This window comes from Candidatus Sodalis pierantonius str. SOPE, from assembly GCF_000517405.1.
Taxonomy (GTDB): domain Bacteria; phylum Pseudomonadota; class Gammaproteobacteria; order Enterobacterales; family Enterobacteriaceae; genus Sodalis_C; species Sodalis_C pierantonii.
The window spans coordinates 1142159-1167689 of sequence record NZ_CP006568.1 but is presented as its reverse complement, the minus strand read 5'-3'; the positions used below and the strand labels follow the sequence as shown (position 1 = coordinate 1167689).

The following is a 25531-nucleotide window of genomic DNA, read 5'->3' as shown; positions in this document are numbered from 1 at the left end:
GCGGGCAAAAAAAAGGGCGGGCGCCACCGGCGACCCCCCTTCTTTGCCGCGAAGACTTATTCTTTGCGGTCTGCGATACGCGCTGCATCATCAGCCTGCGTCTGCTGCGCCGGCGCCGAATCATCGTTCATGGACTTCTTGAAGCCTTTAATGGCCGCACCCAGGTCGCCGCCCAGCGAGCGCAGCTTTTTAGTGCCGAACAACAACACGATCAGGGCGCCGACGACTAACAATTTGGTAATGCTTAAACCTTCCATAACCACCTTCCGGGTTAACGCTGGCTGATAACTTCAGCAGTGAATGAATATTACCTGTTTTTTACCGCTAATGCGGCTGCAATACAAGCGATATGTGTAACAGATTGCCACCCGTTACGCCTGTTGCCTCCCCCCGTCAACCGCTTTTCCCCGCCGCGTATTCTGTTATACTGACCCTTCAGGAGATGACATTCCTCCTTAATAACCGCCGTTCTGGCTGATGATGTCTACGTTCGCCCGCAGGTATTGGGGAACGTGGCGTCACGTTTTCCTTTCCGGGTTTTAACCCACTCTCATTGTGAAAGGTTGCTATGTTTGCCTTATTTTCGGCCGTCTTCATCGGCGGCGGTATCGGTAGTGTTCTGCGCTGGTATGTTAGCGTCAAATTAACCCACTCGGGTTTGCCCTTCCCCACCGGCGCACTGCTCGTCAATCTTGTCGGCGCGTTCATCATTGGTCTGGCGCTTGCGCTCTTCCCCCGGATGCCGCAGTTGGATCCGGCCTGGAAGTTGCTGCTGACCACCGGTTTCTGCGGGGGCTTAACCACCTTTTCCGCCGAAGTAGTGGCGCTGTTGGCCGGCGGGCAGATCTTTTGGGCCGCGGGGAATATCTTGCTCAACCTGCTCGGCTCGCTGCTGATGACGGCGGTGGCGATGGGCGTGGTAAACTGGCCGCCGCCACCGCTGCCGATTTAACTCGGCGGCCCGCCGCAGGGCTTTGCCGGCCATGTCCGCACGCCGTGATCCCCTACGCTACGCTGAAAGCAAGGCGAAAAAAAACCCGCACCAGGGCGGGTTTTTCAAGAAACTGGCTAATTAAATAGCAGTAACGTCAGCAGCCGAAGGGCCTTTGGCGCCATTGGTGATTTCAAACTCTACGCGCTGACCTTCAGCCAGGGTTTTGAAACCGTTGCTCTGGATGGCGGAGAAGTGTACGAACACATCTTTGCTGCCATCTTCAGGCGTAATGAAACCGAATCCTTTGGACTCATTAAACCACTTAACGTTACCTTTAATCTTAGACATCAAACTTACCTTTAAATAAATGATAGACACAAACTCTGTGCCGTCGAATAGTACAGCAATTGGCAAGCTTTTTGTCCAGCATTAGATCAGTAATCCGTGATAAATATTGCTAAAAAAACATTTTAACCTGCGGATCACGCTGACAGAGTGGGGCATCTGCTGACGCCAAGGCCGTTTCCCCTTGCGAGAACAGCCAAAGCGGCGCGCGCTGCCCCTTCTGCACGTTATCTCGCGTTCGCCAGTCGGCCACTGAAAGAATCTGCTCCGCGTTCGGAAAACACCGCTATGGACGGTGCTTAGCCGCAGCAACGGCAGCAGCTGAAAAGCGACGATGGGCGGCGCGGGAAATGCGGTGGTGGATGGTGCATAAAAAAAGGCGCCGTGGCGCCTACATTACATCGAACATCGGGCACGACCGACGGGTAACGCTTATCCCGGCAGCGCCGGTAAGCAGTCACTGCATTTTATAGACCTGCGAGACCGACGTTTTCGTATCGGTATGCTTCGGCGCGCTATCCGGCAGATTTTGGTTCCAGGTCACGTTGTAAGCGACTTTCAGCGCAAAATGATCGTTGATATCGACATTCAGCCCGGTTTCCGAGTTCACCGTGGTGTCATCGTTGGCGAGCAGCGACAGCCCCTGAATAAATTTGGTGTTGTCGGTCAACTAGTAGCTGTACGAGGCCGCCGCATAACCCAGCGCTTTGGTGGAATTGCCGCCGCCCTGGTATTCATCATGGCGCACGCCAGGACCCGCTTCGACGCGCAGGGTGTGGATAGGCCCGGTCAGCACTTGGCGACTGTAGCCGGCAACCAGCGTATCGCGCGAACGGTAGCCGTTATAGCGATCGCTCAACCAACTCCCCTGAGCGAACAGAAAGTTTTGCGTGCTGAGGTTATGGCGGGTACGGGCGCCGGCCTGATATTTCTCCGAGCTGCGCTGATCGTCGGACGAGTTGTTGGCGGCTTCCCCCCAAAGGCTATAGGCATTCGACTGCTGGAACCAGGTCATGGTGGTGCTGGCGGCCAGATTAGAATTGCGGGTATTGCCGCTCTGGGCGTTGTAGCTTGCCTGAGCATCACCATCAAAGCTTTTTTGGCGGTGGAAGGATCATCGAGTGCGGTAAAGATATCGGTGTCGGCGAAGGTGTTGAAACTGGCTAGCGACATGCCAAGGGTGGTAAACAGAGAGAGTGCCCGGAAGCGCTTATTGCGTAACATAAGATACCTGTCAAATTGGCGAAAAAGGGTAATGCGCATTTAAAGTTCATCAGTGTAGCCAAACGAAGCCGCCGCTGTACTAGTAATTTTTTGTAATATTGGTAACAAAAATTGAGAGAAAAGCCGAAAAGTTGAAGAAACAGGAGCGGGGACAGAACGTACTAGGACACATTAGCAGGAATAATTAGATTAATAAATAAATTAGCGGTAACCCTGTTCTCTTTCATCGCCCCAGTTATCCACAGGCCGGCCGTGTTCGGATAATTCTGGAACCGCGATACCTCCCCCCATGGCCCTCTAGATAAAGCAATCAGGCGGACCGGCAGCATGTTTACACATACAGCGACAGCTCGCCACGCGGCCGGGTTTTGAAACGGCGATGCAGCCAAAGATATTGATCCGGCGCGCGCAGTATCTCCTGCTCCACAATCCGATTTATATAGCAGGTGGCCGCCATTTCATCGTCCTGCGGGTAGTCCCTTAGCTGCGGCTGAATCAACAGTTGGTAGCCGCACCCATCTTGCTTGCGGATAAGCACCACCGGGACCAGTTGCGGCTGCGCCAGCCGGACCAGCGTATAGGTGCCGCGGGTGGTGGCCGCCTGGGGAACAGCAAAGAACGGCGCAAAAATACTGCCCCGCGGACCGTAGTCCTGGTCCGGCGCAAACCACACCGTTTCGCCCTTCTTCAAGGCGTGGACCATACCGCGCAGGTCTTTTCTATCCAGCATGGCTTTATTGGAGCGCATACGGCCCCAGGTCTGAATGAACTCCATCACCTTATTGTTATGGGGCCGGTACATGGCCATCATCGGCTGGCACAGCCCCATCGCCCGCCCGCCGAGCTCCAGCGACATGAAATGGATGCCGATGACCATCACGCCACTGCCGTGCCGGCTGGCCTGTTGCAGGTGCTGCAAGCCAGAAACGTCAAACCAGCGTTTGACGCGCGCATCAGACCAGAACCAGGCCATCCCCGTTTCCATCAGGCCCATGCCCAGGGAGGTAAAGTTATTGTTGACCGTGTCTTCCAGACGCTCACTGTCCATATCGGGGAAGCACAATTCAAGATTGCGCCGGGCAATGCACACCCGACGTTGCAAAAACGGCTTGGACATACGGCCGAGGAGGCCGCCCAACCGCCGCAGCAGCGGATACGGCAACTGCACCAGCAGCCAGAGCACGCCCAAACCGAACCAGGTGAGCCAATAGCGCGGGTGCAGCAGGGCAAGGGTAAACTTCTGTGGTTGCAGCATCAATTTTTCCTAATGATGAGTTGCATTACGTAACGCATCAATCAGAAAAAACATCAATAGCGATACAGGTTGCAACTATGACACCCTCCGGCGTGAGTTATTCGCCGAAAAATTGTAATCTTTCATTTCTTTACATGAATCAGCGGTTTAATTAACCGGCATCTATACATGAATCAGCGGTTCAATTAACCAGCATCTATGCCTGACGGCCGGCCTCAGGTTCGGGCTTCACGATTCAACCAGCCCATAGCATGAAAGGCTATGAGTCCGGCAACGGCGAAAGACGGGACAAGGAAGAGCGGATCGCTTCAAGCGCGAAGGAAGCATATCAGAATGCGGGCGCGGATACCCGTAAAGACAGGTAAATTATTTTTACCAATACCTACGTCAGCCACCGCCAGCGCACGGCCGGCAGCCTGAAGTGGACGGCCCCGGGCGCGGCTTAACTCGATAAGCTCTGATGGGGAAAGCGAAAGCGCAGAGCATCGGGTGCGGCGTTAAAGTCGGCGATGGACGGCATGCAGATTCCGACGTATCCGATCAGCTGTTCCGGCGACATCCGATCAGTTATTCCGATATTTTCCGATCACCCATTCCAGTGATATTCGTTCACGTGTTCGCTCATCTTCTGACTCGGGTTTAGTCTATTTTTCCTGTGCTGGCTACTCCTTGCTCTTTGCGTAGTGATTCGCCTTTAAGTTCCAGTCTATAGCTGGGGTGTACTAACCGATCGAGTAACGCGTCAGCTGTCGTGGGGTTTTCTATCAGTCCATACCATTTTTTCACCGGCAGTTGACTGATCAGGATGCTGCTGCTTTTATCGTAGCGATCTTCCATCACCTCCAACAGCATCGTTGCCTGCATCGGACTTATTGATTCTAGGCCCACGTCGTCCAAGATCAGTAACTCTATTTTTTCTAACTGCTTAAGCTGTTTTAGATAGGTCCCGTCTACCTGATACTGGTGAAGATGGGCCAGAAACCGACCCACTCGCCAGTAACGCACGCTATATTGCTGCCGGCATGCCTGCTCACCAAGCGCACAACTGAGCCAGGTTTTGCCCGTACCTGTTGGCCCCGTGATGAGTATGCTTTTCTGATATTTCAGATATTGTCCCCCTAGCAGATCTCGCATCTGTTCCGGTGTCATTCCTCGGCTAGGGATATAGCGGATATCTTCCGGTTTTGCCTGCAAGCGCATTTGCGATTGCCGTCGCAGACGGCATATGTGGTTGTTTTTTCTATGCAAATTTTCCGCTTCTACCATCAGCGACAACCGCTCCTCGAACCCCAGCTCCCCATAACTCCCCGGGAGTTCGCGTTGCGTCTCCAACGCCTGGACCATTGCCGACAACTTCAGCTCTCGCAGAGCCATTAACAGTGTATCCATATTTATTCTCCTTAGTGATAACTGTCCGGACCTCGGAGGTTTTCGTGAACCAGCATTGATACGCCGGCTTCGTCCTGGGTGACCTCACTTTCACGACCGTGTTTCAATACGTTGGCTATGAAAGAGCGGTTAATGCACCCTTTCTCCAACGCCAGCGCGCAGGCCTTCTCCAGTCGCGTCGTCTCATAGCGCCGTTGCAGATTGAGTAGCCCCAGCACGGAGCGGTAAGCCTGCTCCGGATGGGCTTTGCTCTTTTGGATGGACTCGACCACTTTCAGTGTGCACACACCCACCGACAGCGCCCAACTGCACAGCCTTTCCGGCGTCCACTGACTCTGCCCCTTATGGTTAGCCGGCATGTGCGCCGCCTGAGTCGTGTGCCTATAGGCGTTATCGCTGCGAGGGTGCGTAGCCACGCAGACGCCCTTATGGTGGATTTGCACCAGCCGTTGGGTGGCGATGACGTCAACGCGCTCGCCAACCAGCGGATGCGGCACCGAGTACCAGTTTTTGCCGTAGTCTATGTGGTAATCAGGTCCCACTCGGGGCACGAGATACTCACTGTATTCCCATTGTGTGGGCGGTAGAGGCCCAAGAGCCGGTTTGTCCAGCTGCTCGAAGCGTTCAAGGCGACTTTGTCCGCCGTAATGACGCATCAGGCGCAAATTCAACTCATGATTGAGTTCTCGTATCACCTGGTTGAGTTCGGCCAGCGAGTAGAACCTACGTTTACGCAACCGGGCCAAAACCCAGCGTTCTACCAGCTGCACAGTTGATTCTGCCTTCGCCTTGTCTTTCGGTTTTCTCGGGCGCGCCGGTAGCACCACTGTCTCATAGTGATTTGCCAGCGCCTGGTAGCTCTGGTTTATGACCGGCTCATAGCGGTCAGGGGTGCTGACAGCGCTGCGCAGATTATCAGGTATCATCAGCTCCGGAACCCCACCCATGAAGTGCAGGCAGCGGCTATTGGCGTTGAGCCACGATGCCATGTCCTGGCCTTCGCAGGCTTCGATATACGCATAGCCTGACACGCCCATGGCAGCGACGAAGATAGCGACCTGGCGTACGCTACCGGTCGCAGGGTTGACGATAGGTACGGTGGGGCCACAGAAGTCGATGAAGAGCTTTTCGCCAGCCTTGTGCTCCATGCGCATAGAACGCCGCTGCTTCTTTTTCCAGTCACGGAACAGTGCACAAAACTGTGAGTAACCTAGGGCATCACCGCCCACGGCGGACTGATATTCCATCCAGAGCAGCTGCTTGGTCATGCCCTTGCGGCTTAACTCGGTATCGATATCAAGCCAGCTGGGTAAGGTATTGATAACTTTTCCGGATTTGCCGGGATAGAGCAGGCGGTCGAGGTCGACGGGGGACAGTTCCGCCGGCAATGGCCAGACCAGGTTAGCTACCGTGAATCGGCCGAGGATATCGTGCACGGTAGTACAGCCTATGCCGAGCGCTGCTGCGATAGTGCGATTCGAGCGACGCTGCTCGAATTTCATACGTAACACATTAATATAGATGCACATTTCCGTTCTCGCTTTCTTCTTTTTACGTGCCATGCCATGCCCCAGGAAGCTAAAAGTCTCCAGAGTATGGCGGAACAGAAGATGAGCGATCGGACAGAATCGGAATCAGTGATCGGATGAAATCAGAATTAGTGATCGGGTGAAATCGGAATCAGTGATCGGATGTGACCGGAACCAGCACGGCATCGGTCTTAGCCGGGTTATCTCACCACGCCGGTCTTTTTATGCGCCCCGCTGCCGGGGACTTTTGCCGTCGGCGCCGCGGCGCTAAATACCCAATTATCCCCTTGCCCGGAGATGAACGGCTGGCATTGTGCGGTGGGTGACGCGCTGCGCTGCAAAGTGAGATTGCCGTAATGTAAAACATCACGGTCCAGTCTCAGCGCGCTCAATTCGTTTTTCTCGTTGATGTTATACAGACGGGCATCGCGCGCGGTCAGTTTACCCGGCCTGATGATCGTCCGCTGCCAACTTCTGCAATCCAGCGTGGTCCCCGACCGACTGATTATCAAGCTAGCCACCGCCTCGGGGCTAATAAGCGCCTTCTGCGGCGTGGTGCTGGTCCAGATGCCGGCATAGCCCGGCGGTGCCGGGGCCGCCACGACCTTGGTATATTCCGGCGCGCCGGCGCATCCACTCAGGGCCGCCGCCAGTAGTAACATGACGGGAGTTCGCTTCATATTCAGATCCTTGTGAAAGAGAGCCGAAATGTTAGCATTAAATACCTCGTCGGTTTAGCCCCTTTTTTGGCCGCCTGGCCATCGCCCTCTCGCTTGGCCCCGGCAACCGTGGCCAGCGCACGGGCACGCCCCTCCCGGACAGACGGCAACCTGCGGTCATCATCACGTCGGGAAGACGGTGGTATCGAGGTTATAAAAAGGGAGGGTGCGTTAGCGAAGGGAGCTCTACCGCGCCGGGGGGTATCACGACATACTGACTATCCGATCGGCGATGAGGGAATACCCGCCGTTCCACTCCATGCGCCCGGTCACCGTTAGGCGTTCGCCGCGCAAATGCGCCATGAGTTCCAGCGCCATAATATCAAAGCCCACCACGGTCAGAGGGTAAGCACTGCGTTTTTTGCTCTCCGCCAAAATGGTCGCTTTCACCATCGGCCGACCGGCGGTATTTTTGATTCGGCTAGGTGATTTGGTAATCACGCCTGACAACGTCGTAACGGGTTGTTCAGCGCTTTCAGAAGGGGATGAAGTACCAGGATTCATGACAGGATAACCTCCATTAGTCTCTCTCTTTTGCCTGTAACGAACTTCAATTTTATCAAATCGTGCGTCTGGCGTCTGAACAATTGCGCAAATTACAACCAAAAACCCGGCGTCAGCGCAAAGAAATAGCAAAAAAAACCCTGTAAGCCTTACCACACGGCACGACGGCCGCTACCGCCGCCGCGCCGGGATAAATGCAATTTAAGCCGGATGATATGTAACCGGACGTGTCGTCATGGCCGGTTTCAGGCGGGATTGCAGTATTTTTCCACCAGCGCCTGGGCGATCGCTTCGGTTTCCTTATCCGCTACGCCCGTGAAATTGCTGGGGCGGAAATGCATCTGGAAGGCGCTGATGACGCGGAGTGTCTCTTTATCCAGCGTGCCCGTTTGCGGGATGGTGTAACCGTAGGCGGCCAGCGCCTGTTGGATGAGCGCGACATTGCCGGCGGACCAGCGATGTTTGCCCTGCAAATAGTTGTCCACCGTCGCCGCATCCGGCCAGGCCCCTATGCCCTGCTGCGCCATTTCCCGCCACGGAAACTGCGGACCTGGATCGATTTTCCTCAACGGCGCGATATCGCTATGCGTCAACACGTTCTGCGGCTTAATTTGATAACGGGCGATAATATCCCGTGCCAGGCGGGCCGCTAACACCGTCTGTTCTTTATGATAGGGGATCCACTGCTTCCCGGTAGGGCTCTCATGAAACCCGTCATTAACGATCTCAATACCAATGGAAGTATCGTTAATATTATTGCGCCCGGCCCAGCCGCTTACGCCCGCGTGCCAAGCCCGTTTATTTTCCGGCACCAACTGTAATACCACCGGTTTACCGTGAATTTCGGTAGGATGGGAGGGAATAAGATAATGGGCGCTCACGCTGCCGTGCGTAAGCAGCCGCAGGGATTCATTATCATCGACGGCGGTATAATGGAATATGAGAAATCGGACGCGATCATCCTGTGATTGAGAGGGATAGGACGTATCCACTGCATAATCGCCGTGATCAATCAAGGTGGTCGCCGGTTTTTCCGCGTATTGATGCACCGCGCATCCCGTCAATCCTAGCACGCCCAAGAGCAATATTATTTTTTTCATAGGGACTTTTCCTAGCGCAAAGAGAATATCCTAGCAACGGCATAAATAACGAAAGCTCAACCAATGCGCGGCGGATTATGAATTTCACGATTTTTCCGATTGATATAACAGTCCGGATTCTTTTTTATTTATGTCACGTATTGCTCTCAGAAATTTATTTACTCCTAGAATAAATTCACTATAAATACATTATCCGGCACGCGCAAATTACCTGGACGGCGGCGACTCTAGCCGGGGGGGTTAATCAGCGGTCGATGCGCCACACAACGCGACGGTTCGACCGGCTGTCAATCGACCGCCCACCGCCATAACAATGACGCCGCACCCTGTAAGCCATCCGCTCTGCCTGGCGGTGTTCCAGACTGATGGCAGCCGGCGGCGGGACCCGCAGCCTTGCCGTGGTTCTATGCTGACCCGTTGCGCTCGCCGCCGCCGTTTACCCGCCGTGCGCCCGCTGGCGACACCTCGACCCCATGCGTTCATACCGCCCCTTTGCATGGCCCTGGTAACCCCCCGCGTCCCGCAGAGGTCAGGTGGTGCCCGCCATCCGCCCATGTTATAAAAATTTACCGTCTGACCGAAAAGGAAAAGGGTACCTCCGGCAACGCCCCACCACCGGCGGCTATTGCGCCGACGATTATCAAAGAGACTGCAAACCGCACGGCCTTGCACGGGTCATTGCGCTGGCAACGCCATCGCCTTTGCCGTGATGGCTCGTATCTATTACCCACGATAAGGATATCGCTATGCACCACCCTTTTGCAGCGCAGGTCGACCCCCGCACCGGCTTATTACAATTTCGCCTCCCCCTTGTTACCGCTATCGGTAATGACCATTTAGGGCTTGAGTTCACACTATCGTTGAGTTATTCTTTGTTGCATCTCCAGGACGTGGGTTATGGCAAAGGGTTCGACGATAATCTCAGCCGATATGATCCGGAGAGCCGCCTATTAACGCTCTCCAACGGTGAACAATATCGCCTTGAGGGCGAGGCGTCCGAACCGGCATTTTGTCCGCCGGCCCCGCTTTATATCCGGTTGAAAATGCTCAATGGCGCACTTTGGATTTATTACAAAAGCGGTGCTGTTGAACAGCTCATTATTCCTCAGGCAAAAGGCATCGCGCAAAAGTATTATCTGCTCAACCGGTTTTTTTCTCCCGCCGGCCATGAAATACTTTTCATCTACATCGTCTTCAACGGTCGTCTGCGTCTCGCGCAAATAAAAGATGCGCAGCAAAGCCTGGTAGAAATAAAATGGCCGCCTCTGCATCAGGTCGATGGCCAGCCGCCCGCGCCAAATCACATCATTCTCACCGTCTGGCCCGACTTAGCGCAAAGCTACAGCCTGTTGCTGCAAAAAGATCAGGGAAAACTGACACGCGTTAGCCAGTGCGAAAAGGACAGTGTCGACAACGCGCGCTGCCGCGCCGGCGCACTTTGCGAGATAGGTTATGACAACCGGGATCGCCTGACATCGCTGCGCCTGCCCGGCGGCATCAACGAGGACTTTGTCTATTGCGCGGACGGTGCCGTCAGACCTCTGCCCTGTATTGCAAGCCATACCACCCGCGTCACCGATAACCAGCGGGAGTTATATCGGCAGACGCAGACATTTCAGTTTACCGATGTGGATTTTCTCACCGCAAACGCCCCTCTTATAGCCGGCCCGATATGCTCACGCCGGGGAAAATCTATCATCGAAAATCACGATCCGTCGTGAAAACCGCAGCCCACTGGGCCCGGAAGCGCAGGAGACCGGCAGCAAAATCATTACGCGCCACTATGATAGTTATCACCGTCTGGTCAGCGAGAAGCACCAGACGAAGATCACTATGAATAATCAACTTAAGGAAAGTGAGCACACCCTCCTTTTAAGCTATCGCGCCCCCGTCGACGCCGCGACGACTACCCCGCTGGCGCAATTAGCCCGCACCTATTGTTTACCGACAAGAAAAGAAGAACACTGGCGCATCCCGCCTATCGTCAACACCCCGCAACGCCCCGATCAGCAACCGCAGAAAAAGGCTATTACCCACTACAATTACGATGCTGATGGCAATTTAACCCTCTGCGTGTATCCCGATGGGAGTCAGTTCACTCTTAATTATTTTAGCGCTGATGGCAGTGATAGCGACTGTCCTGCCGATCCGCTGGGTTTTCGTCGCTTTGCCGCCGAAGTCAGTTATGAAATTCCCCCAGGGGATATCCCGACGACGCAGATTCGCCGCATCTACTACCACTATGGCGCCCTTTTCTGTCACCGCCCGTCGGTGCTGCCGCATGACACGCTGGTGCTTTGCCATAAGGTCACCTATTTCATCTATAACTTTCCCTTAAAAGCCCCCGCCGCCGACGCTGGACGGGCGCCAGCGCAAGACACCGCCATCAAAAACGTGCGTGATGTGCCGTCTCGGGTGGACGTGAAAACGTTGGAAGTAAGCTACTATGATGAACCGGAAGCCACCTTCGGTTCGCGCCACGGCCGGCTGAAGTCCCAGCGTATGACCTATACCAGCGAGCCGGAAAAGACGGTGGTAAGCAAAGACTATTTTTGGGAAAAACGCTCCGCCAGGGACAATACTCCCACCGACTATGAGCTGGTCTGCACCTGCCATTTCAGCGTCAGCCGTACCCGTCCGGACCCCAAGGCGGCGCCGGAGACGGCCGTGCCACAAGGGTCGACGCCGGAAGATGACGCCCCTCAGACGACGTCTGCACGGACGGCCAACGAGGCACAGCAGACGCTTACCACCACCTCTATTTGGTCTCTGCCCGATTATCATCAAATAACCACTATCGATGCCCAAGGCAACCAGACCGACTACCGCTATCAAAATAACGATCTGGATTTTTTCCTTACCCGCCACGCCCAGACGCCCTGCGCCCCCAAACAGTGCCGCAATATCCGCTATGATCTGCAACAGAACTCACTGGTACATATCAGTGAAACCGATTCTCTCGGCAATGGCGTTCATCATTATATTGACGGTTTCGGCCGCCTGCACAGAAAAACCTATTGCAGCGCCCGACGGGCGGATAATCCGGTCACGCTGGAAGAACGACGCTATGACGGCGCCGGCAGGTTAATCGAGGCGACGCTGAATGATTGGCATATTGCGGCGACCACCCTGACGCCCACGCAACAAATCGCGCAACACCGCAGTGAATATTACTACGATGAGTGGGAGCAGCTTAACGTCATCTTGCATCATGACGGCGAGCGAGGGCAATATCACCTCATCGAAAATGCTATTTTTGACGACAGACAAACCCGCGAACAATTTCCTTACGATGTTGCATCACGTTCGGTCGATCTACGCGCCTGTGCCTCAGGCGTGATTGAAGAGCATTACGACATATTAAACAGACCGCTAAAGCTATTGCGTGAAACGCGCAGTGCCATAACCTTAGAGGGATTTCGCTCTGTCAACAAAAGACCACCAGCGGGGGAGGAGGCGTCTGCACTGCCCGACCTAGCCTTGCCATTAGACGAGGCGGCATGCGAAGTAGACAACCTCGGCAAGCTTATCAGCGCCGTTGAGTTTGTCCACGACGATATGCAGCGCATTATCGCCGTCACCGAAACGCTATCGCAGCATTACGTTAATTATCAATATGATTATCAGGATCGCTTATGCCTAATTAGTATTGGCGACACCGGTAATTTTCGCTATGTCTATGACCGTCAGGATGGCCCGCCAACCCAGATTCGCTTTTCCCCCCGTTGTCGTCGCGCCAACCTTTACCGGCTCCTGCCGCGGACCATTATCAGCTCTATGAACGCAGCCTCGATGGCTGGGGGCGGATACTGAGCGAAAAACATCTCGGGCAAGGCGCTAACACCTGGCGCTATGAGGGTGCCCACCCCCGCCCGATCGGCTATACCGATGCCGGCCATAATACTTTCCACTTTCGCTACCATCGTCATTTGAAGCATGCGTTGATTGAAATGAAGTATGCCGATGGCCTGCGGCGGTTTCACTATGATAATGCCGGTCAAGTGACGGCGGTACAGGATCATTTCCTCGACGATCTGGCCGGCCCTTGTTTACGCTACGAATATAATTCTGAAGGCCAAGTGATCCGCGAAACGGTTTGTGGGCCGGAGGACGAAAAGGAGTTTTGGACCGAGTATGACTACAGTCTGGCCGGTCGACTGCTGCAATCCCGCGATAGCCTTGGCCAGACGCATCTCTATCGTTATAACCGAGCGGGACGGCTGATAACATTGACCGGCAGCGAAGTCGAGCTATCGCTGGACTATGATGCCTTTGGGCGCCTGGCGCAACATACCGTCACCGAGCGCGCCACGGGCAAAGGCGTCAGGCGCGAACTGCGCTACGGTTTTTTTAATCGGGTGACCAAAATCGTTATCACGCCCTGCGGGCCGCATAAGGCCGACGCCAAAACGCTACAGATAACGCTCAAGTATGATGAATTGGATAACATCATCGCCAGAACGGTAACGGAAACATCGGGGGGCGTAGGCCGCACGCGTCAGGAAACATTTTCCTATGACCGACGCGGCTGTCTGACGAATTGCCATTATCACGGGAATTTGCCGCTGCTAGCTAACGATGGGCAAACGGATAGGCAAGTGCTCAGCCAGGAATTCAAGTACGACGATCTCGCCAATCTCACCGAGGTGGAAACCGTAGCCGTGCCACTCGGCGACGCGACCGCGAGCGGTGCGGCCAAGCCCCCCTCACCACCCGCTATTTCTATCATAACGGCGAAGCTCCCACCCGCCTCACCGACCTGTCGCATTACGCGAAGCCTGCGCTAAAAAACATGCTGCTTTACGACAGTTGCGGCAGGCTAGTTCAGGATCATCAGGGCCTTCGCTACTATTACGACCGCTTTGGCCATTTGATTTTAACCCTCACCCCGAATCACGACTATAAATTCTACCATTATGATCCCGCCGGCCGCCTTTTCGCCTGCGGCGATGAACGGGGTGAGACGGTTTATCTTTACAGCCAGAATCGCTTAACCCATGTCAAACGCTATACGCGCGACACGCCATTTCCGCCGCAGACGGTGCTTGATGCTATCAAAAAAGACAATGTGCCCAATGTGGCCGGCGCCATCAACGGGCTAACGGCGCATATCAACCTGGATAAGCGCAAGAAAGGATTGACGCACGCAACGCTATTTCACTACGGCAATACCCATGCGCTTATCACCCGCTGCGAGCGTCAACCGGGCTGGCCGTCAGTACTGTTGCTGGCCGCCGATCAGCAAGGAAATACCGTGCAGGCCGGCGGCAATGCGCGGATCGATTATCTTCCCTGGGGGCTGGACAATGAGCATACGGAGGGCGTCGCAACCGACGCTACCCTGCCTGAAGACATGCCCCGTTATCAGGGCTGCCTGCTCGATAGCGCCGTCAACGGCTACTTTATGGGCAGCGATCACCGGCTGTATCAGCCCGAGTTCCGGCGGTTCATTTCCCCCGCCGCTCTGCGTTTTCCCGGCGTGGCGGGACTGAACCCTTATACCTTCATGATGAACGATCCCGTTAACCAGGCGTTTCCCAACGCGCGGGGCAACCTCAGGGGACGGATGACGCAGCCGTCGGGCAAAGAAGCGCCTCCGCTGACGCACCCCCGCCTTCGATACGTTGTTGAGCGCCACGCCTCCTCTGCATATCATGTTAACCGCAACAGACTTTAGCTGGGCCGCCTCCGCTATTGCGTCGGGATCGCTGGAGTACAAAGACCCGATGGTCAGCTGCGCCCTGCTGTGGTCGTCAAAAATGCTGGCGCTGGCCGCCGGCTGCGACGAGCCGGTCGTGGGGGAACACCGCCGCCGGCAGTCACCGCTGGACGCGTTTCAAAGCCTATCCCTTTCATGTTTGAAAAATGGCAACAACCAAGTAAATTATTTCAGCCACTATCGGTACCAGAACCAGTTGGCGCAGGCCTCCTGCTCCACGTTGCAAAACATCCTGCAACGTGGGCATCACGGCAGTTTATTGCCGACGAGCCAACGCTCAATCGCTACCCCCTGGCCAAGCCTTCTGCCTATGCTGGCGAGCGAAGAACCGTGGATAAGCGTCGATCATCCGCTGTTAATGCTTGCCAGCTACGCCGCCGGCACCGAATCCGCCCGGCAGCTCGCCGATCTCCTTAGCCGGCCAATGGCGGCATTCACGCTCGCGTTACGGCCCGCGATTGCTTTTGCTGCCGAGGGTTTCGCGCCAAGTGTTCAGCGCGATGGGTCATTTCCCTCTGCGGCGCAAGGTGGCGCGGCCCATGCTTACCTTTTTTTCATGGGCTATCGCCCTGCCCCGACAATGTGCTATCCGCTGCTCTATCCCGACGGCCATTTCGCCGGCGGCCGCCCGCTATCGGAAGCAACGACCGCCATGACGCGCTATTTTCCCGGCGCTTTTTGACCCCAGAACAAGAATGTATGAATACATTTACTTCACCGTGCATTGACCCGCGCACCGGTTTGATTCGCTTTCAGTTACCGCTGCTGCACCTTATCGGCAATGACCACATGGGTCCGGCGCTCAGCCTGATGCTGGACTATCTCCCGCTGGAAACGCAGCCTAGCCTGTACGGTCAGGGTTTCCGCGATACTCTGTCGTGGTTCAATCCGCAGACCCGGCAGTTGCAAACTGACGGCGGCGCGCGTTTCGGGCTTACCCGACGAGACGGGGAATGGGCTTTCCTTTCTCCGTCCCCGCAGCACATCAAGTTGGCTACGCGCCAAGACAGCCTGTGAATTTATTATCGCAACGGCGCAATCGAAATAGTCTCCCGTTCGCCGCAGCAACCCGCCGACGATGAACTGTGGCGACTGCAAACGCGGCTTTCTGCGGGAGGAAACGCCCTAACGCTCAGTTGGGGATGGCGGCAGCATCTGGCGCTGTTGATTTCCGTTGCCGATGACGACGGCGAATTGCTGCGCACGTCGCTGCGGTTATTGCCACCCGCCGGGGAAAAGGCGCGCGCCAGGATGGATGCTGAAGGCGGATCCCCTGCGCAGGCCGAATTTATTGCTGACATCGAGGCCAACGCCCGGAGCGCGCGAAATCCGGCGTCAGAAGCATTTGTGCAGGCAAACGCCAGTGCCCGGGCAGGGGCCAAGGCCGATGCAAAGACCGACACAGAGTCTGCGATAAACGCAGAGCTGGTTTTTACCTGCTTTCCCGCATCGCAGGCCCCCGTCACCACCCTGTTGACCGTCGCCGGAGGCAGACTGATTCAGCTATCCAGGGGACCCACGGGGGAACGGATTTTATGCCGTATCGCCTATCACCCCACCTTGGGGGTAATACAACAGGTTAACTTGTCCGGCGGCGTGTGCGAATCGTTTGGCTACGCAGAGGATGCAGTGTTCCCCCTTGTCAACGGCCATACCACCACCGTCAGCGACGGCGATAATCGCCTGTATTGCCTGACCGAAACCTTCAGTATCAGCCACAGCGATACGGTTGCCCCGAATCCGACCCGTCATCATCATCCTGGCGCCACCGCGGAAGCCCCGCCCCCTTATCAGTCGGTGATTACCCGTATCCTGCCCATGCCGGCGGAAAACGTTCTGCATTCCGACGACGGCGCACCTGAGATCCAGACGATTATCCACCGCTACAATCGCTTGCATTTACTGGTGACGAAGGAGGAGATCCGCGAAACGCAGGTCTGCGGACAACGGCGACGAGGACGAACAAGCACGCAATGGGCTTATTACTGTGACGATGCGCTGGCGCTGGCCGATCAAAGCGCGCGCTACGCGCTGGCGCGAGAAAAACGGGTCACCTGGGATGAAAACGGGCCGGTGCCCAATATCTGCCCCGCTATCGCTGCGAAATATCCCGCTATGAGTATGATAATGTGGGCAATTTCATCCAGCATGTTTATCCCGACGGCAGCAGCGAACGCATCACCTACTACTCGCCGGCGGGGGAGGAACACTACCCCGCCGAGCCTCAGGGCTTTATCCGCTTCATCAAAAGCGTAATCCATTGCCGTGGAGGGGGGATCCGGCCACGGGCAGAACCGTCTTCTATCGCTACCGCGGCTTCCCCGGCCGAAGCGGCTCGCCGCTGGCGGAGCGGCAAATGATCCTCTGCATCGCTGAAGAAGTACCGGGCCGGCTGCTACAGCGCTTCGATTATCACATGCAGCCCGACGGCGGCAATAATGAACACGGCCGCTTGATAAAAAAAACCTATACCCACTACCCGGAGAATACCCCGAACACGTTTAGCGAAACCTACCGCTGGAGCAAAATTATTCCCGCGGGCAAAAACGACACCGATGCGCACCTGCAGCGGGAAACGCAGTTGCGCCATCTGGACGATGCGGCGCCGCTCACCACCACTCGGGTATGGCGTCATGCCAGCTATGCGTTGCTGTCATTTACCGATGCCTACGGCAACACGACCCGCTATCACTATGCCCCGGAGGGTTATCTGGAGAAAACGGAACACCATGCCGATACCCCCTACGCCTCGGTCAGCCACCGTTGGCTGGAGGAGAGCTTCCGCCAGAACGGGCTAATTACCCTGACCCGTACCGATATTCAGGGCAACCGTATCATCAGCCATATTGACGGTTTCGGTCGGCTACACCGCCGCTATTATCAATGTCGCCAGCATCCCTTGAATCGGCTACCTATCGAGCAGCGCGAGTATGATCCGCTGGGACGGCTTTCCCGCCTCACAACCTACGACCATAGCGATGAGGAAGGTCCCATTCGCCCGCTTGTCACCCGCTACAACGATTGCGCCTGGGATCACTGGGGTCACCGTTATACAAGCGTCGATCACGACGGCCAGCAGGGTGTTTGCCATTACCATCATCTGGACATCATTAAACAGAAAAGCAGCAAACAAACGCGCAGCGACTACCGCAGCGGCCGCCATGGCAATGCTGCGCCGCAGTATTCGGGTATCCTCTACGAACGTTACCGGCACGGTAAGCCATTGCGGCAATTGCGTCTGCTGCCGCAGCCTGACGGCAAAGCCTCCGTCATTATCAGTGAACTGCGTCTGAATTATGACGATCAATGCCGTTTGAGCGCGGTGAACGAACGGGGGACAGGCCAGGCCATCCGTTGGCGCTATAATGATGACAATCAGGTAGCGTAGCAGACGCTGCAGGACGGCAGCCTGCTGCATTATCGTTACCGCTCGCCGGACGACAGCCCGTCCTTTATCGGCATCAGCGCGGGGCCCACGGCGCCTCAGCAAACGTTGTACAGCTGCGAGACCGATCGCTGGGGGCAGATGACGGCATCGCGCGAGGGGGAAGCGCCCACGGCGACCCACGTCTATTATGCCGTCCTGAGCCCGCTACCCACGGCAGTCCAACATGCCGATGGCACGATCACGCGGTTCGATTTTCATCCCAAGCATAACGCCTTGATCCGGCAAAGTTGGGAGGGAGACCACCGCGAGCTCCATTACGATAACACCACCGGGTATCTTATTGGCTGCACCGAATACCGTACCGACGCCTCGCCCTGCGCTACAATTCACAGGGTCAGCGGGTGCAGGAGATGATTTTCAGCGCGCGGGATCAACTGCTGTATGAGGTCTATTACCGGTACAGCCTCGCGAGAAGGCTCCTAAGCGTGCGCGATAGCGAGGATACGCTATCGCTATGACGTCGCCGGTCGCTTGAGTTCCGTACGCGACAATTATATGGAAGTCCATTTTGTTTACGATCATCTCGACCGCATGACGCGCCGGCAGGTAAGACTGCCCGGTCAGGAAAACGTGACTACCCGGTGGCTGTTTGATGCTTTCAACCGCCCGGTCAATATCTTGGTCACCAGCCAAACGGGCGCGGAAACGCCGGTGGAACTCATCATTAGCCAGCAGTTTAATGGCCTGGATCAGATCGTCAAACGCACGTTGCAAGAACGCAGGGGCGGAAAGTCGTTACGGCGCTACGAAAGTTTTGACTATAGCGCGCGCGGTTGCCTTACCGCCTGCCGCTACGCCGGCGAGTTGTCGCTGCTGGCGGTGGTGGGCGAGCAATTTGAGCAGGTGATCGCCGAAACGTTTACCTGGGATGCGCTAAACAACCTTACCGAGGCGACGATACACTATGCACAACCCACACAAACCGGCTGTCCCGCCGAACAAACGGCCCGCTATGGCTACCACCATCCCGACTGCCCCTCTCGCCGCACCAGCATCCAGTACGGCGGCGCCGACGCCCGCACCGTCCAACTGGTGTATGATCCGCAAGGCCGCCTGACAGATGACGGTCATCGGCGGCGCTATCGTTACGATCCCCTTGGGCGATTGCAAGCGGTCTCCGGCGACGGCCTTCCCGAGACATTTTATTGCTACGACGCATTTAATCGGTTGCAGGGACAGAGCGGCGAAGACGCAACCTCCCTGCACTTTTATCACGGCCGCCGCTTGACGCATATCAAACACCATTGTCCCACCAGGCCGGCGCAGGAGATTGACCGGGTCAGCTATGTCCACGCCGCCGGTCTGGCGGCGGTGAAAACCCTCTCCGCGCTCGGAACGGATATTTTACTCACCGCGACGGATAGCCGCGGCCGGATCCGGCGCTACGGCCGCAAACCCACCCTGCACTACCTCGCCTGGGGCACCCCTGCTGCTGCGACGTCTTCGTTTGATGCCGCTTGCGCCAGTCCATTGCCGCGCTATCTGCCGCTGTGGCAAGGCGAATTGTACGATACGGCGAGCGGCGGCTACTTCCTCGGCAGCGGCTACCGGCTTTATCGTCCCGATCTCCAGGGCTTTACCACCCAGGATAACCTACGGGTAGGCGGTCTGACGGGGATTAACCGCTATCTTTACGGTCGCGGCGATCCTATCAATCGCTACGATCCCGATGGCCGCTTGAGTTGGAATGCCTGGGTAAATTACGCCTATGGCGCGGGCGCCACGCTGATGGCACCGGTGGTTTTCCTGGCCGCCGGTCCGGCGGGTTTAGCGACCGCGCTCACGTTATCCGCCACCCAATTGACCAGCAGCATCCTCGCTATCGCCGCGGGCATGCTGATCGACAGTATCCGCACGTGGCCGGCGTGTTGTCACTGTGTTCATTGGGTATCGCGCTGGCCGCCAGCGGTATTGGCGAGGCGATCGCGGCCAGAGAAGCCATGGCGATAGAAAGCGCGGGCTTTGCGCCGCGGCCGATTTACCATCTCAACAAATCGGAGATGGGGCTGTATACCAATTACGCCAACCGCCACATCCTGGCGTTTCAAACCCACGGCTCGCCGACAGGCGCGCTGCTGCAAAATCCTGAAGGGCAGATGGTTTCCGCCGCGACGGTTGCCTATGAGTATATTCAGCCGCTGCTGGACGTCGCCATGAAGACCGAGCAGCAGGTATTTTCTCCTAATGAACCGTTGCTGCTGCTGGCCTGCTATGGCGCGCGCAGCGGCGCGGCGCACGAGGTGGCCAATGTCCTGGGCCTGCCGGTGGCGGCCTATGATAACTTGCTCTTCACGGTAAAGTCGGTTTTTGCCGAAGGCTTCGCCGGCGGCGATATCATGCCGCGCTATCAAGTTGCCCATAATCCGCTGCGGCGCTTGTGGCTGCACGTCAGCGGACAGCCGATGTTCCACTCTGCCAGCTATCACATGGTTTATCCAGACGGCTTTGACGCAATGGCACAGGGAGCAATAACGTCCATCAGCAACTTTGAACGTCATTACTATGGAATCGGCTAACCCCCGGCCACACCGGCCAAAGTGCGCTGGACAAACCGCCGGCCTCGCCCTCCGTTGCTCCACGCACTGTTTGGCGGTGCGCGGTGCCCTCCTTGCGCCTAGGGGTCAATCTAGCGCGCCGGGGGAAATATTTATTGCATCGTCGTCGCCAGGAATAAGGTAGCGCGACCCGCACTTCTCGGCCGCTGACGACCTGGATAGCGTCTCGGTGCCCGAGGCGCCACAATTTTTCTCCACGGTTTCGTTATGCATTAGCAGCGCTTTTTTGGTACGCGCATCCAGCAGGTCGATATCCCTGCCGGTCAGATACAGCGGCGTCACCTAACTGCAACCGGTATCAACGATCGCCGGCGGCATCGGGATAGCGCCATTTTTTCCGCAGCCGGCTATCGACATCGCCAGCAGACAAACGATTAATTTCATGCTTGATCCCCCCTGCCGTCTTGGCAACCTCATGTTGCCGCTGGACGATATGCGCTATCGCCTCGCGCTGCGCCGCGGCCCGTTTTTGCACCGCGGCACGCCCCCGCGCGCGGCCACAACCGAATGCCACCATCAGTAACCCCATCATCACCGCCCCGAGTAGGGTGGCGATGATGCCAGGACATGACAATAGCGTTGTCATTGATTTTCTCCCGCCGGCTGACAGGCATCGGCGACAACGGAAGCGACATCAACGCGTTTATCCTCCAGCGCCTTATCCATGGCGATTTTTTTATTCAGGACGTTCGCCCCTACCGCGACCCCAAAGTACAGACCGAACATCCATTCACTGAGGCGCAAATGGTAGGAGTACCAGCATATAACGCCTGTACAGGTTAAAAAGGCGATGGCTTGGGTCCATTTACTGAGCGAGTGGCGGCCATGACCGACGCTTTTAAGCATACCTGTAACCCCCCTCATCTCCCCTCCCCGCCGTCTAACAACATTGCTGCTTCATCCTGAATCATTTTTGCCTCCAGTCCCGCTTATTGGGTGAATAGCGTTCAATGTAGGAGCCACGGAGCAAACCTTAGCGCAACGATGCAGGGGTGCCGCAGACGACCGCGCTCAGGTTGTCATGATGTTGCGTGTCGGCGTCAGTGGCGGCTAATGGCGGGCTAAAAAGAGGGATCTGGCTATTTTTTTGCGTGATTCGCATCACAAAAATTTGCATTATTGTGATGAAGGTCATATTATGACCGCAGTAGAATTAATGATTGGCAACAAACCGAACTGGTCGAGGAACAAGATGAAATTCCGTAACTTTATCAAAAAAATCCTGGCGTCTTACCTGAACACCGTTAAAGATGTGCCGCCCGGCGCCATGATGTAACAGCGTCCTTGCGACGAAAAAAAAGCTGCCGCGGCAGCTTTTTTTATGGTTAAAATTCCTCAACGAAGAGCCCGCCCAGATTATTCGGCCCTTGCATTACTCTGACCGCTGGCGGCGCGCGACGTTCATCACTTCCCCGCGACCCGGCTTCGCCAGCACCAGAAAGATAAGCATCAACTCCGCTAGCTCATCGTCTTCGGTATACAGGTAAGCGAGTGGCACGCCGAGTACCGTTGCCAAATGCTGGGCAATCTGAATGTTGGCCTCATGGACGCCCTTCTCATAGCGATTGATACGCGTACTGGCGACAAATTCATCGATACCCGCCGCAATACCCAACTGCTTCTGAGAGAGACCCTTGGCCTGCCGCGCCTGTTTCAACCTCCGGCAAAAGACATCAAGATAAGAGGGTCGTGTGATCATAGTTACGATAATCGTAGTTTTGGTTTGTCATTATAACTACGAATAACGTAGTATTGTAGCAGGAGATTCAAACACCACAGGAGAAGTGTGCATGAAGGAAGACTGGCACAAGGCAGATATTATAGCTGCATTACGTAAACGCGGTACTTCCCTGGCCGCCCTGTCCCGCGCCTTTGGCTTAAGCTCCACTACGTTGTCCAACACGCTACACCGTCCGTGGCCTAAGGGGGAAAGAGTGATAGCCGAGGTTATCGGCGTGCCGGCGGCGGAGATCTGGCCGAGCCGCTACTATGATCATACCGGCGCGCTGCGGCCGAGAAAAGAAAAAGCCAAGGGCGTCTAAAACGACCGCCGCGCCGGTGGTCGTCTGGCGCTTAGAGCGAAACGATTTTTTTCACCGGCTGCGGTTTGATACTGACCGCATAGGCGACACCGATGATCAGGCAGGCGATGCCGGTAAGGGATAACATCGGCGGCCATGCCTGTCTCAGCAAAAAGGTATAGGTCAGGCCGGCCAGCGTTTCAAATACGATAAGCGGCCCCACCAGCACCGTGGGCAAGCGCTGGCTTGCCTCGTTCCAGCAAAACACCCCCAGCCAGGAGCACAACAAACCGATGGCGATCATCAACGGCACGAACACCAGCGGCCGCGGACCGAACGGCAGGGAGAACGTCGGGTGGGTGAACCCCAGCCCCAGGCAAATAATCCCATAGGCCGCCGCGGCCAGCGGCAGCGTAGCAAGCCCCTGCGCCGTGGCCCAGGTAGTAGGTTTATGGCAGGGGTGGCGCCGTAGCCAGCGCGCGTTGCGCAAGGGGTACCAGGTCCAGCACACCACGGCGATAAGCGCCAGGGCAATGCCGCTCAAGTAGCGCCACAGGTGGAACGGTTGCGCGCCCTGACTTAACTCGGCGGCGTTCACGCACGTCAGACCGGCGGCGATTAATAATAAAGCCGGCGACAGCAGTCCCCACGGCAATGTGCCTTCGTCACGACCGTAGGCGACATTGGCGCTCACCGCCAGCACTACCGGCAGCGTGCCGATAATCATGGTGGAAATCGGCGCTCCCGTGCGCTGTATGGCGCTGCTCAGGCAAGTGTAATAAATCAAATTACCGACCAGCGATAATTTCACCGCCTCCACCCAGTTCTGTCGCTGCAACCGCTTTAAGCGATGCCGGTCATACCAGGCCAGCGGCAGGGCGATAAGCCCAAAGGCGACATAGCGCCCCGCTGATTGCAAGGCGCCGGGGTAATCCGGTACCAGCAGGGGACCCACGAAAATCAGTCCCCATGATAAGCCCGCGCCAAGCGCGAAAAATATCCCTGTTATCATCATGTTTCCTGTTGTTTGTAAGGATCGTCCCTGAGTGTGCCTGGTTCAAACAGTAAAATATTGTATGAGATTGCGATCAGCATGCCGCCGACACTACCTGCTTTTGATAGCGGACCGGCGTAGTACCGTAACGCAAAGCAAATGTGCGGGTAAGATGCGCCTGATCGGTCAAGCCCGCGGCGGCGGCAACGTCAGCCGCAGCCATACCGCGCGCGAACATCCGTTTGGCCTGGTTCAGCCGGTAGGCCATTAGCATCTGATGGGGCGTAGCGTGAAACCGCGCCTTGAATTGACGCAAAAAATGGTAGGGGCTCATAGAGATCAGACTCGCCATTTCTTTGAGGGTGATGACGTGGCCATAATACGCCACGATGTAGTCGCGGACCCTATCGAGACGGTGCGGCGCCTCCTGCCGCGGCCGCTCCGGCACGCGCGCATGGGGACGCAACAAACAGGCTATCTCGAGCAACAGGCCGGCGCAGCAAAGCGCATCCTGACCGTGCCACAGTGCATCCAGCAGCCGCGATAAGGCGAGGGCGCGCGCCGGATCCTGGCGTACCGCGTCGCCAAACCACCATCCACTCTCGCCGCTGAGCGCAAAAAGCGTAGGCGGTGCAATGTATATCATACGATAACGCCAGCCTTCCTCGGTCACCGCCTCGCCGGTATGCAGCTCGTCGAGATTCATCATCACCAGCGATTGGCGGGGAGCAAGGTGCAGCGCGCCGCGATAGCGGAACCGTTCCGCCCCAGCGTCGATAATACCTAAGCCAAACGCATCATGGCTATGAGGTTCAAAGGTATGGCTCAGCATATGCGCCCGGTAAAGCTCCACGCCATCCAGACCAGGCGGCAAACGGAACTGGGCACGGTTTGTTTCAAGGTGAACCTTGGCTGGCATGCCTGGCATCATGGGCCCTACTGGTCATCCTGGCTGCGCGGCAAAACCCTGCACCGTCGTGCCGGCGCTCTTGCCGTTACGCGCACGATTATCTTACCGCGATTTGACGCAGGTCGGCGGCAGAAAAAAAGCCGTGGCACGCGACCCGTAGGCCAAAAGGATAACGCGCGAAGCGTCATCTGCGCCAGAAAAAGCATAACGCCATCGCAGCGCGAAACGGCAACATCGCCATGACGCCGGTGTGGGCAGCCGTGATGGGGTTAATGCTGGTGGCAGGGCCCACCGGCCAAGGCCATGGGTAACAGGGCCGGACGCGGGCCAACGGCCATTGGAGTGAGCCGCACAGTGGGCTGCTCGGCTAAGGACAGAGACGGCTAGCGAGTATTGCGCAGGCTGGCGCCGCTGCCCCCGCTTTGGAAACAGGTAAAAAAAATGCCCGTCGAAGCGGGCTAGCAGAAGAAGCGTTGTTATAATTCCCCAGTGTGACTAAAATTTAATCTATCACAACATGTGATTATTAATATAAAGAATAATCCTAAAATGTTATCACTCTTTGCCTGTTCACCATACAGCGATCGGCGCGGGTGCCGCACGGGGCGAATAGCGCGTTGTCAACGCTAGCGCCAACAGTGCCGCACCTAAGGTGAATCGCGGGTTTTGATAACCGCACATGCTTCCCTGTTTGTCATCTTGCCGTCATTTATTCACCCCATACTTCTCAGGCGTCATATAACCAGATAGCGCTGTACGTCCTTTGCATTGCCCGCATTGCGCGGGCATTTTTTCGTTTTAACGCCGGCCCATTTCCATAAATCTTCACTAGGCGGCTAGGGCGGATCACTCTTTGGGGACGAGTTAATGCACACTGAACCGTTT

The 25531-nt window shown here is 56.3% G+C and carries 28 protein-coding genes, 1 pseudogene and 1 riboswitch; of the genes and pseudogenes, 13 read left to right on the top strand and 16 right to left on the bottom strand.

Going from position 1 to position 25531, the window contains the following annotated elements; all coding sequences use genetic code 11:
• Window positions 1-56: 56 nt before the first annotated feature.
• Entirely contained in the window at window positions 57-257 is a 201-nt protein-coding gene (tatE, locus tag SOPEG_RS06055; RefSeq protein ID WP_025244665.1) for a twin-arginine translocase subunit TatE, read from the bottom strand.
• 172 nt (window positions 258-429) lie between these two features.
• Window positions 430-494: riboswitch (Fluoride riboswitch) on the top strand.
• A gap of 74 nt (window positions 495-568) precedes the next feature.
• On the opposite strand from tatE, the gene crcB reads away from it, so the two are divergent.
• Entirely contained in the window at window positions 569-952 is a 384-nt protein-coding gene (gene crcB, locus SOPEG_RS06050) for a fluoride efflux transporter CrcB (protein ID WP_025244664.1), read from the top strand.
• A gap of 120 nt (window positions 953-1072) precedes the next feature.
• On the opposite strand, the gene cspE is transcribed toward crcB, so the two are convergent.
• The 8 genes and pseudogenes from cspE to SOPEG_RS06010 form a co-directional block, all read right to left on the bottom strand.
• Complete coding sequence (gene cspE / locus SOPEG_RS06045; protein ID WP_025244663.1) at window positions 1073-1282, bottom strand: transcription antiterminator/RNA stability regulator CspE; 210 nt, start codon at window positions 1280-1282, stop codon at window positions 1073-1075.
• 454 nt (window positions 1283-1736) lie between these two features.
• Window positions 1737-2503 (bottom strand): annotated as a pseudogene (locus SOPEG_RS06040) (DUF481 domain-containing protein).
• A 331-nt stretch (window positions 2504-2834) separates the two neighbouring features.
• Window positions 2835-3758 carry a kdo(2)-lipid IV(A) palmitoleoyltransferase gene (gene lpxP, locus SOPEG_RS06035; protein ID WP_025244662.1) on the bottom strand — a complete coding sequence of 308 codons (924 nt, stop codon included), beginning with the start codon at window positions 3756-3758 and terminating at the stop codon, window positions 2835-2837.
• A gap of 639 nt (window positions 3759-4397) precedes the next feature.
• Entirely contained in the window at window positions 4398-5147 is a 750-nt protein-coding gene (istB, locus tag SOPEG_RS06030; protein WP_025244661.1) for an IS21-like element ISSoEn3 family helper ATPase IstB, read from the bottom strand.
• An 11-nt stretch (window positions 5148-5158) separates the two neighbouring features.
• Window positions 5159-6709 (bottom strand): IS21-like element ISSoEn3 family transposase, encoded by a 1551-nt coding sequence (gene istA / locus SOPEG_RS06025; RefSeq protein ID WP_081742941.1) that lies wholly within the window; start codon window positions 6707-6709, stop codon window positions 5159-5161.
• Window positions 6710-6876: 167 nt separating this feature from the next.
• Window positions 6877-7338, bottom strand: a complete 462-nt coding sequence (gene yedD / locus SOPEG_RS06020; RefSeq protein WP_071882144.1) for a lipoprotein YedD — start codon at window positions 7336-7338, stop codon at window positions 6877-6879.
• A 261-nt stretch (window positions 7339-7599) separates the two neighbouring features.
• Entirely contained in the window at window positions 7600-8031 is a 432-nt protein-coding gene (locus SOPEG_RS29225) for a hypothetical protein (protein ID WP_236851639.1), read from the bottom strand.
• 113 nt (window positions 8032-8144) lie between these two features.
• Window positions 8145-8999, bottom strand: coding sequence for an N-acetylmuramoyl-L-alanine amidase (locus SOPEG_RS06010; protein ID WP_025244657.1), 855 nt, complete (start codon window positions 8997-8999; stop codon window positions 8145-8147).
• A gap of 746 nt (window positions 9000-9745) precedes the next feature.
• Here SOPEG_RS06010 and SOPEG_RS06005 point away from each other — a divergent pair.
• The 10 genes from SOPEG_RS06005 (at window position 9746) to SOPEG_RS05955 (ending at window position 20682) form a co-directional block, all read left to right on the top strand.
• A complete protein-coding gene (locus tag SOPEG_RS06005) occupies window positions 9746-10720 on the top strand; it encodes a hypothetical protein (protein ID WP_025244656.1) in 975 nt (324 codons plus the stop codon).
• Between the two features lie 112 nt (window positions 10721-10832).
• Entirely contained in the window at window positions 10833-12812 is a 1980-nt protein-coding gene (locus tag SOPEG_RS06000) for an RHS repeat domain-containing protein (RefSeq protein WP_025244655.1), read from the top strand.
• Window positions 12813-12940: 128 nt separating this feature from the next.
• On the top strand, window positions 12941-13786 hold the full coding sequence (locus tag SOPEG_RS05995) for an RHS repeat domain-containing protein (protein WP_148297006.1): 846 nt from the start codon (window positions 12941-12943) through the stop codon (window positions 13784-13786).
• 5 nt (window positions 13787-13791) lie between these two features.
• Window positions 13792-14676 (top strand): RHS repeat-associated core domain-containing protein, encoded by an 885-nt coding sequence (locus tag SOPEG_RS05990; RefSeq protein ID WP_025244653.1) that lies wholly within the window; start codon window positions 13792-13794, stop codon window positions 14674-14676.
• Window positions 14654-15400 (top strand): hypothetical protein, encoded by a 747-nt coding sequence (locus SOPEG_RS05985; protein ID WP_025244652.1) that lies wholly within the window; start codon window positions 14654-14656, stop codon window positions 15398-15400. Before SOPEG_RS05990 ends, SOPEG_RS05985 begins: the two co-directional genes overlap by 23 nt.
• A 17-nt stretch (window positions 15401-15417) precedes the next feature.
• Window positions 15418-15735, top strand: a complete 318-nt coding sequence (locus SOPEG_RS05980) for a hypothetical protein (RefSeq protein WP_025244651.1) — start codon at window positions 15418-15420, stop codon at window positions 15733-15735.
• A 147-nt stretch (window positions 15736-15882) separates the two neighbouring features.
• Window positions 15883-16974, top strand: coding sequence for a hypothetical protein (locus tag SOPEG_RS05975; RefSeq protein ID WP_025244650.1), 1092 nt, complete (start codon window positions 15883-15885; stop codon window positions 16972-16974).
• Between the two features lie 100 nt (window positions 16975-17074).
• Window positions 17075-18106, top strand: coding sequence for a hypothetical protein (locus tag SOPEG_RS05970; RefSeq protein ID WP_148297005.1), 1032 nt, complete (start codon window positions 17075-17077; stop codon window positions 18104-18106).
• Window positions 18107-18661: 555 nt separating this feature from the next.
• Window positions 18662-20116 (top strand): RHS repeat domain-containing protein, encoded by a 1455-nt coding sequence (locus tag SOPEG_RS05960; protein WP_025244648.1) that lies wholly within the window; start codon window positions 18662-18664, stop codon window positions 20114-20116.
• Window positions 20050-20682 carry a hypothetical protein gene (locus SOPEG_RS05955; protein WP_025244647.1) on the top strand — a complete coding sequence of 211 codons (633 nt, stop codon included), beginning with the start codon at window positions 20050-20052 and terminating at the stop codon, window positions 20680-20682. Before SOPEG_RS05960 ends, SOPEG_RS05955 begins: the two co-directional genes overlap by 67 nt.
• Before the next feature lie 105 nt (window positions 20683-20787).
• On the opposite strand, the gene SOPEG_RS28490 is transcribed toward SOPEG_RS05955, so the two are convergent.
• The 4 genes from SOPEG_RS28490 to SOPEG_RS28190 form a co-directional block, all read right to left on the bottom strand.
• The gene (locus tag SOPEG_RS28490; protein ID WP_038468327.1) at window positions 20788-21003 is read right to left on the bottom strand and encodes a hypothetical protein; all 216 of its coding nucleotides are present in this window, start codon (window positions 21001-21003) and stop codon (window positions 20788-20790) included.
• A 16-nt stretch (window positions 21004-21019) separates the two neighbouring features.
• Complete coding sequence (locus SOPEG_RS27190) at window positions 21020-21253, bottom strand: hypothetical protein (protein WP_038468324.1); 234 nt, start codon at window positions 21251-21253, stop codon at window positions 21020-21022.
• 50 nt (window positions 21254-21303) lie between these two features.
• On the bottom strand, window positions 21304-21567 hold the full coding sequence (locus tag SOPEG_RS05940) for a hypothetical protein (protein ID WP_025244645.1): 264 nt from the start codon (window positions 21565-21567) through the stop codon (window positions 21304-21306).
• Between the two features lie 127 nt (window positions 21568-21694).
• Window positions 21695-21856, bottom strand: a complete 162-nt coding sequence (locus tag SOPEG_RS28190) for a hypothetical protein (RefSeq protein ID WP_158382330.1) — start codon at window positions 21854-21856, stop codon at window positions 21695-21697.
• 3 nt (window positions 21857-21859) lie between these two features.
• Between SOPEG_RS28190 and azuC the strand changes: the two genes are divergently transcribed.
• Entirely contained in the window at window positions 21860-21997 is a 138-nt protein-coding gene (gene azuC, locus SOPEG_RS05935) for a stress response protein AzuC (RefSeq protein WP_148297004.1), read from the top strand.
• Window positions 21998-22093: 96 nt separating this feature from the next.
• On the opposite strand, the gene SOPEG_RS05930 is transcribed toward azuC, so the two are convergent.
• Window positions 22094-22420: a helix-turn-helix domain-containing protein gene (locus SOPEG_RS05930; RefSeq protein ID WP_025244643.1), complete on the bottom strand. Its 327-nt coding sequence runs from the start codon at window positions 22418-22420 to the stop codon at window positions 22094-22096.
• A gap of 91 nt (window positions 22421-22511) precedes the next feature.
• Between SOPEG_RS05930 and SOPEG_RS05925 the strand changes: the two genes are divergently transcribed.
• Window positions 22512-22763 carry a helix-turn-helix domain-containing protein gene (locus tag SOPEG_RS05925; RefSeq protein WP_025244642.1) on the top strand — a complete coding sequence of 84 codons (252 nt, stop codon included), beginning with the start codon at window positions 22512-22514 and terminating at the stop codon, window positions 22761-22763.
• Between the two features lie 31 nt (window positions 22764-22794).
• On the opposite strand, the gene SOPEG_RS05920 is transcribed toward SOPEG_RS05925, so the two are convergent.
• A complete protein-coding gene (locus SOPEG_RS05920; RefSeq protein ID WP_025244641.1) occupies window positions 22795-23754 on the bottom strand; it encodes a DMT family transporter in 960 nt (319 codons plus the stop codon).
• A gap of 76 nt (window positions 23755-23830) precedes the next feature.
• Window positions 23831-24664 (bottom strand): AraC family transcriptional regulator, encoded by an 834-nt coding sequence (locus tag SOPEG_RS05915; protein ID WP_025244640.1) that lies wholly within the window; start codon window positions 24662-24664, stop codon window positions 23831-23833.
• Window positions 24665-25531 lie beyond the last annotated feature (867 nt).

Coding starts and splice junctions, on each gene's coding strand:
- SOPEG_RS06000 (WP_025244655.1), top strand. CDS start 10,833: ATGAATAATCAACTTAAGGAAAGTGAGCACACCCTCCTTTTAAGCTAT.
- SOPEG_RS05970 (WP_148297005.1), top strand. CDS start 17,075: ATGATCCTCTGCATCGCTGAAGAAGTACCGGGCCGGCTGCTACAGCGC.
- SOPEG_RS05985 (WP_025244652.1), top strand. CDS start 14,654: ATGTTAACCGCAACAGACTTTAGCTGGGCCGCCTCCGCTATTGCGTCG.
- istB (WP_025244661.1), bottom strand. CDS start 5,147: ATGGATACACTGTTAATGGCTCTGCGAGAGCTGAAGTTGTCGGCAATG.
- SOPEG_RS27190 (WP_038468324.1), bottom strand. CDS start 21,253: ATGATGGGGTTACTGATGGTGGCATTCGGTTGTGGCCGCGCGCGGGGG.
- SOPEG_RS05940 (WP_025244645.1), bottom strand. CDS start 21,567: ATGCTTAAAAGCGTCGGTCATGGCCGCCACTCGCTCAGTAAATGGACC.
- istA (WP_081742941.1), bottom strand. CDS start 6,709: ATGGCACGTAAAAAGAAGAAAGCGAGAACGGAAATGTGCATCTATATT.
- yedD (WP_071882144.1), bottom strand. CDS start 7,338: ATGTTACTACTGGCGGCGGCCCTGAGTGGATGCGCCGGCGCGCCGGAA.
- SOPEG_RS05925 (WP_025244642.1), top strand. CDS start 22,512: ATGAAGGAAGACTGGCACAAGGCAGATATTATAGCTGCATTACGTAAA.
- SOPEG_RS05990 (WP_025244653.1), top strand. CDS start 13,792: ATGCTGCTTTACGACAGTTGCGGCAGGCTAGTTCAGGATCATCAGGGC.
- SOPEG_RS05915 (WP_025244640.1), bottom strand. CDS start 24,664: ATGCCAGGCATGCCAGCCAAGGTTCACCTTGAAACAAACCGTGCCCAG.
- SOPEG_RS05920 (WP_025244641.1), bottom strand. CDS start 23,754: ATGATAACAGGGATATTTTTCGCGCTTGGCGCGGGCTTATCATGGGGA.
- SOPEG_RS28190 (WP_158382330.1), bottom strand. CDS start 21,856: ATGACCTTCATCACAATAATGCAAATTTTTGTGATGCGAATCACGCAA.
- cspE (WP_025244663.1), bottom strand. CDS start 1,282: ATGTCTAAGATTAAAGGTAACGTTAAGTGGTTTAATGAGTCCAAAGGA.
- SOPEG_RS06010 (WP_025244657.1), bottom strand. CDS start 8,999: ATGAAAAAAATAATATTGCTCTTGGGCGTGCTAGGATTGACGGGATGC.
- tatE (WP_025244665.1), bottom strand. CDS start 257: ATGGAAGGTTTAAGCATTACCAAATTGTTAGTCGTCGGCGCCCTGATC.
- crcB (WP_025244664.1), top strand. CDS start 569: ATGTTTGCCTTATTTTCGGCCGTCTTCATCGGCGGCGGTATCGGTAGT.
- SOPEG_RS05980 (WP_025244651.1), top strand. CDS start 15,418: ATGAATACATTTACTTCACCGTGCATTGACCCGCGCACCGGTTTGATT.
- azuC (WP_148297004.1), top strand. CDS start 21,860: ATGACCGCAGTAGAATTAATGATTGGCAACAAACCGAACTGGTCGAGG.
- SOPEG_RS06005 (WP_025244656.1), top strand. CDS start 9,746: ATGCACCACCCTTTTGCAGCGCAGGTCGACCCCCGCACCGGCTTATTA.
- lpxP (WP_025244662.1), bottom strand. CDS start 3,758: ATGCTGCAACCACAGAAGTTTACCCTTGCCCTGCTGCACCCGCGCTAT.
- SOPEG_RS05960 (WP_025244648.1), top strand. CDS start 18,662: ATGGAAGTCCATTTTGTTTACGATCATCTCGACCGCATGACGCGCCGG.
- SOPEG_RS05930 (WP_025244643.1), bottom strand. CDS start 22,420: ATGATCACACGACCCTCTTATCTTGATGTCTTTTGCCGGAGGTTGAAA.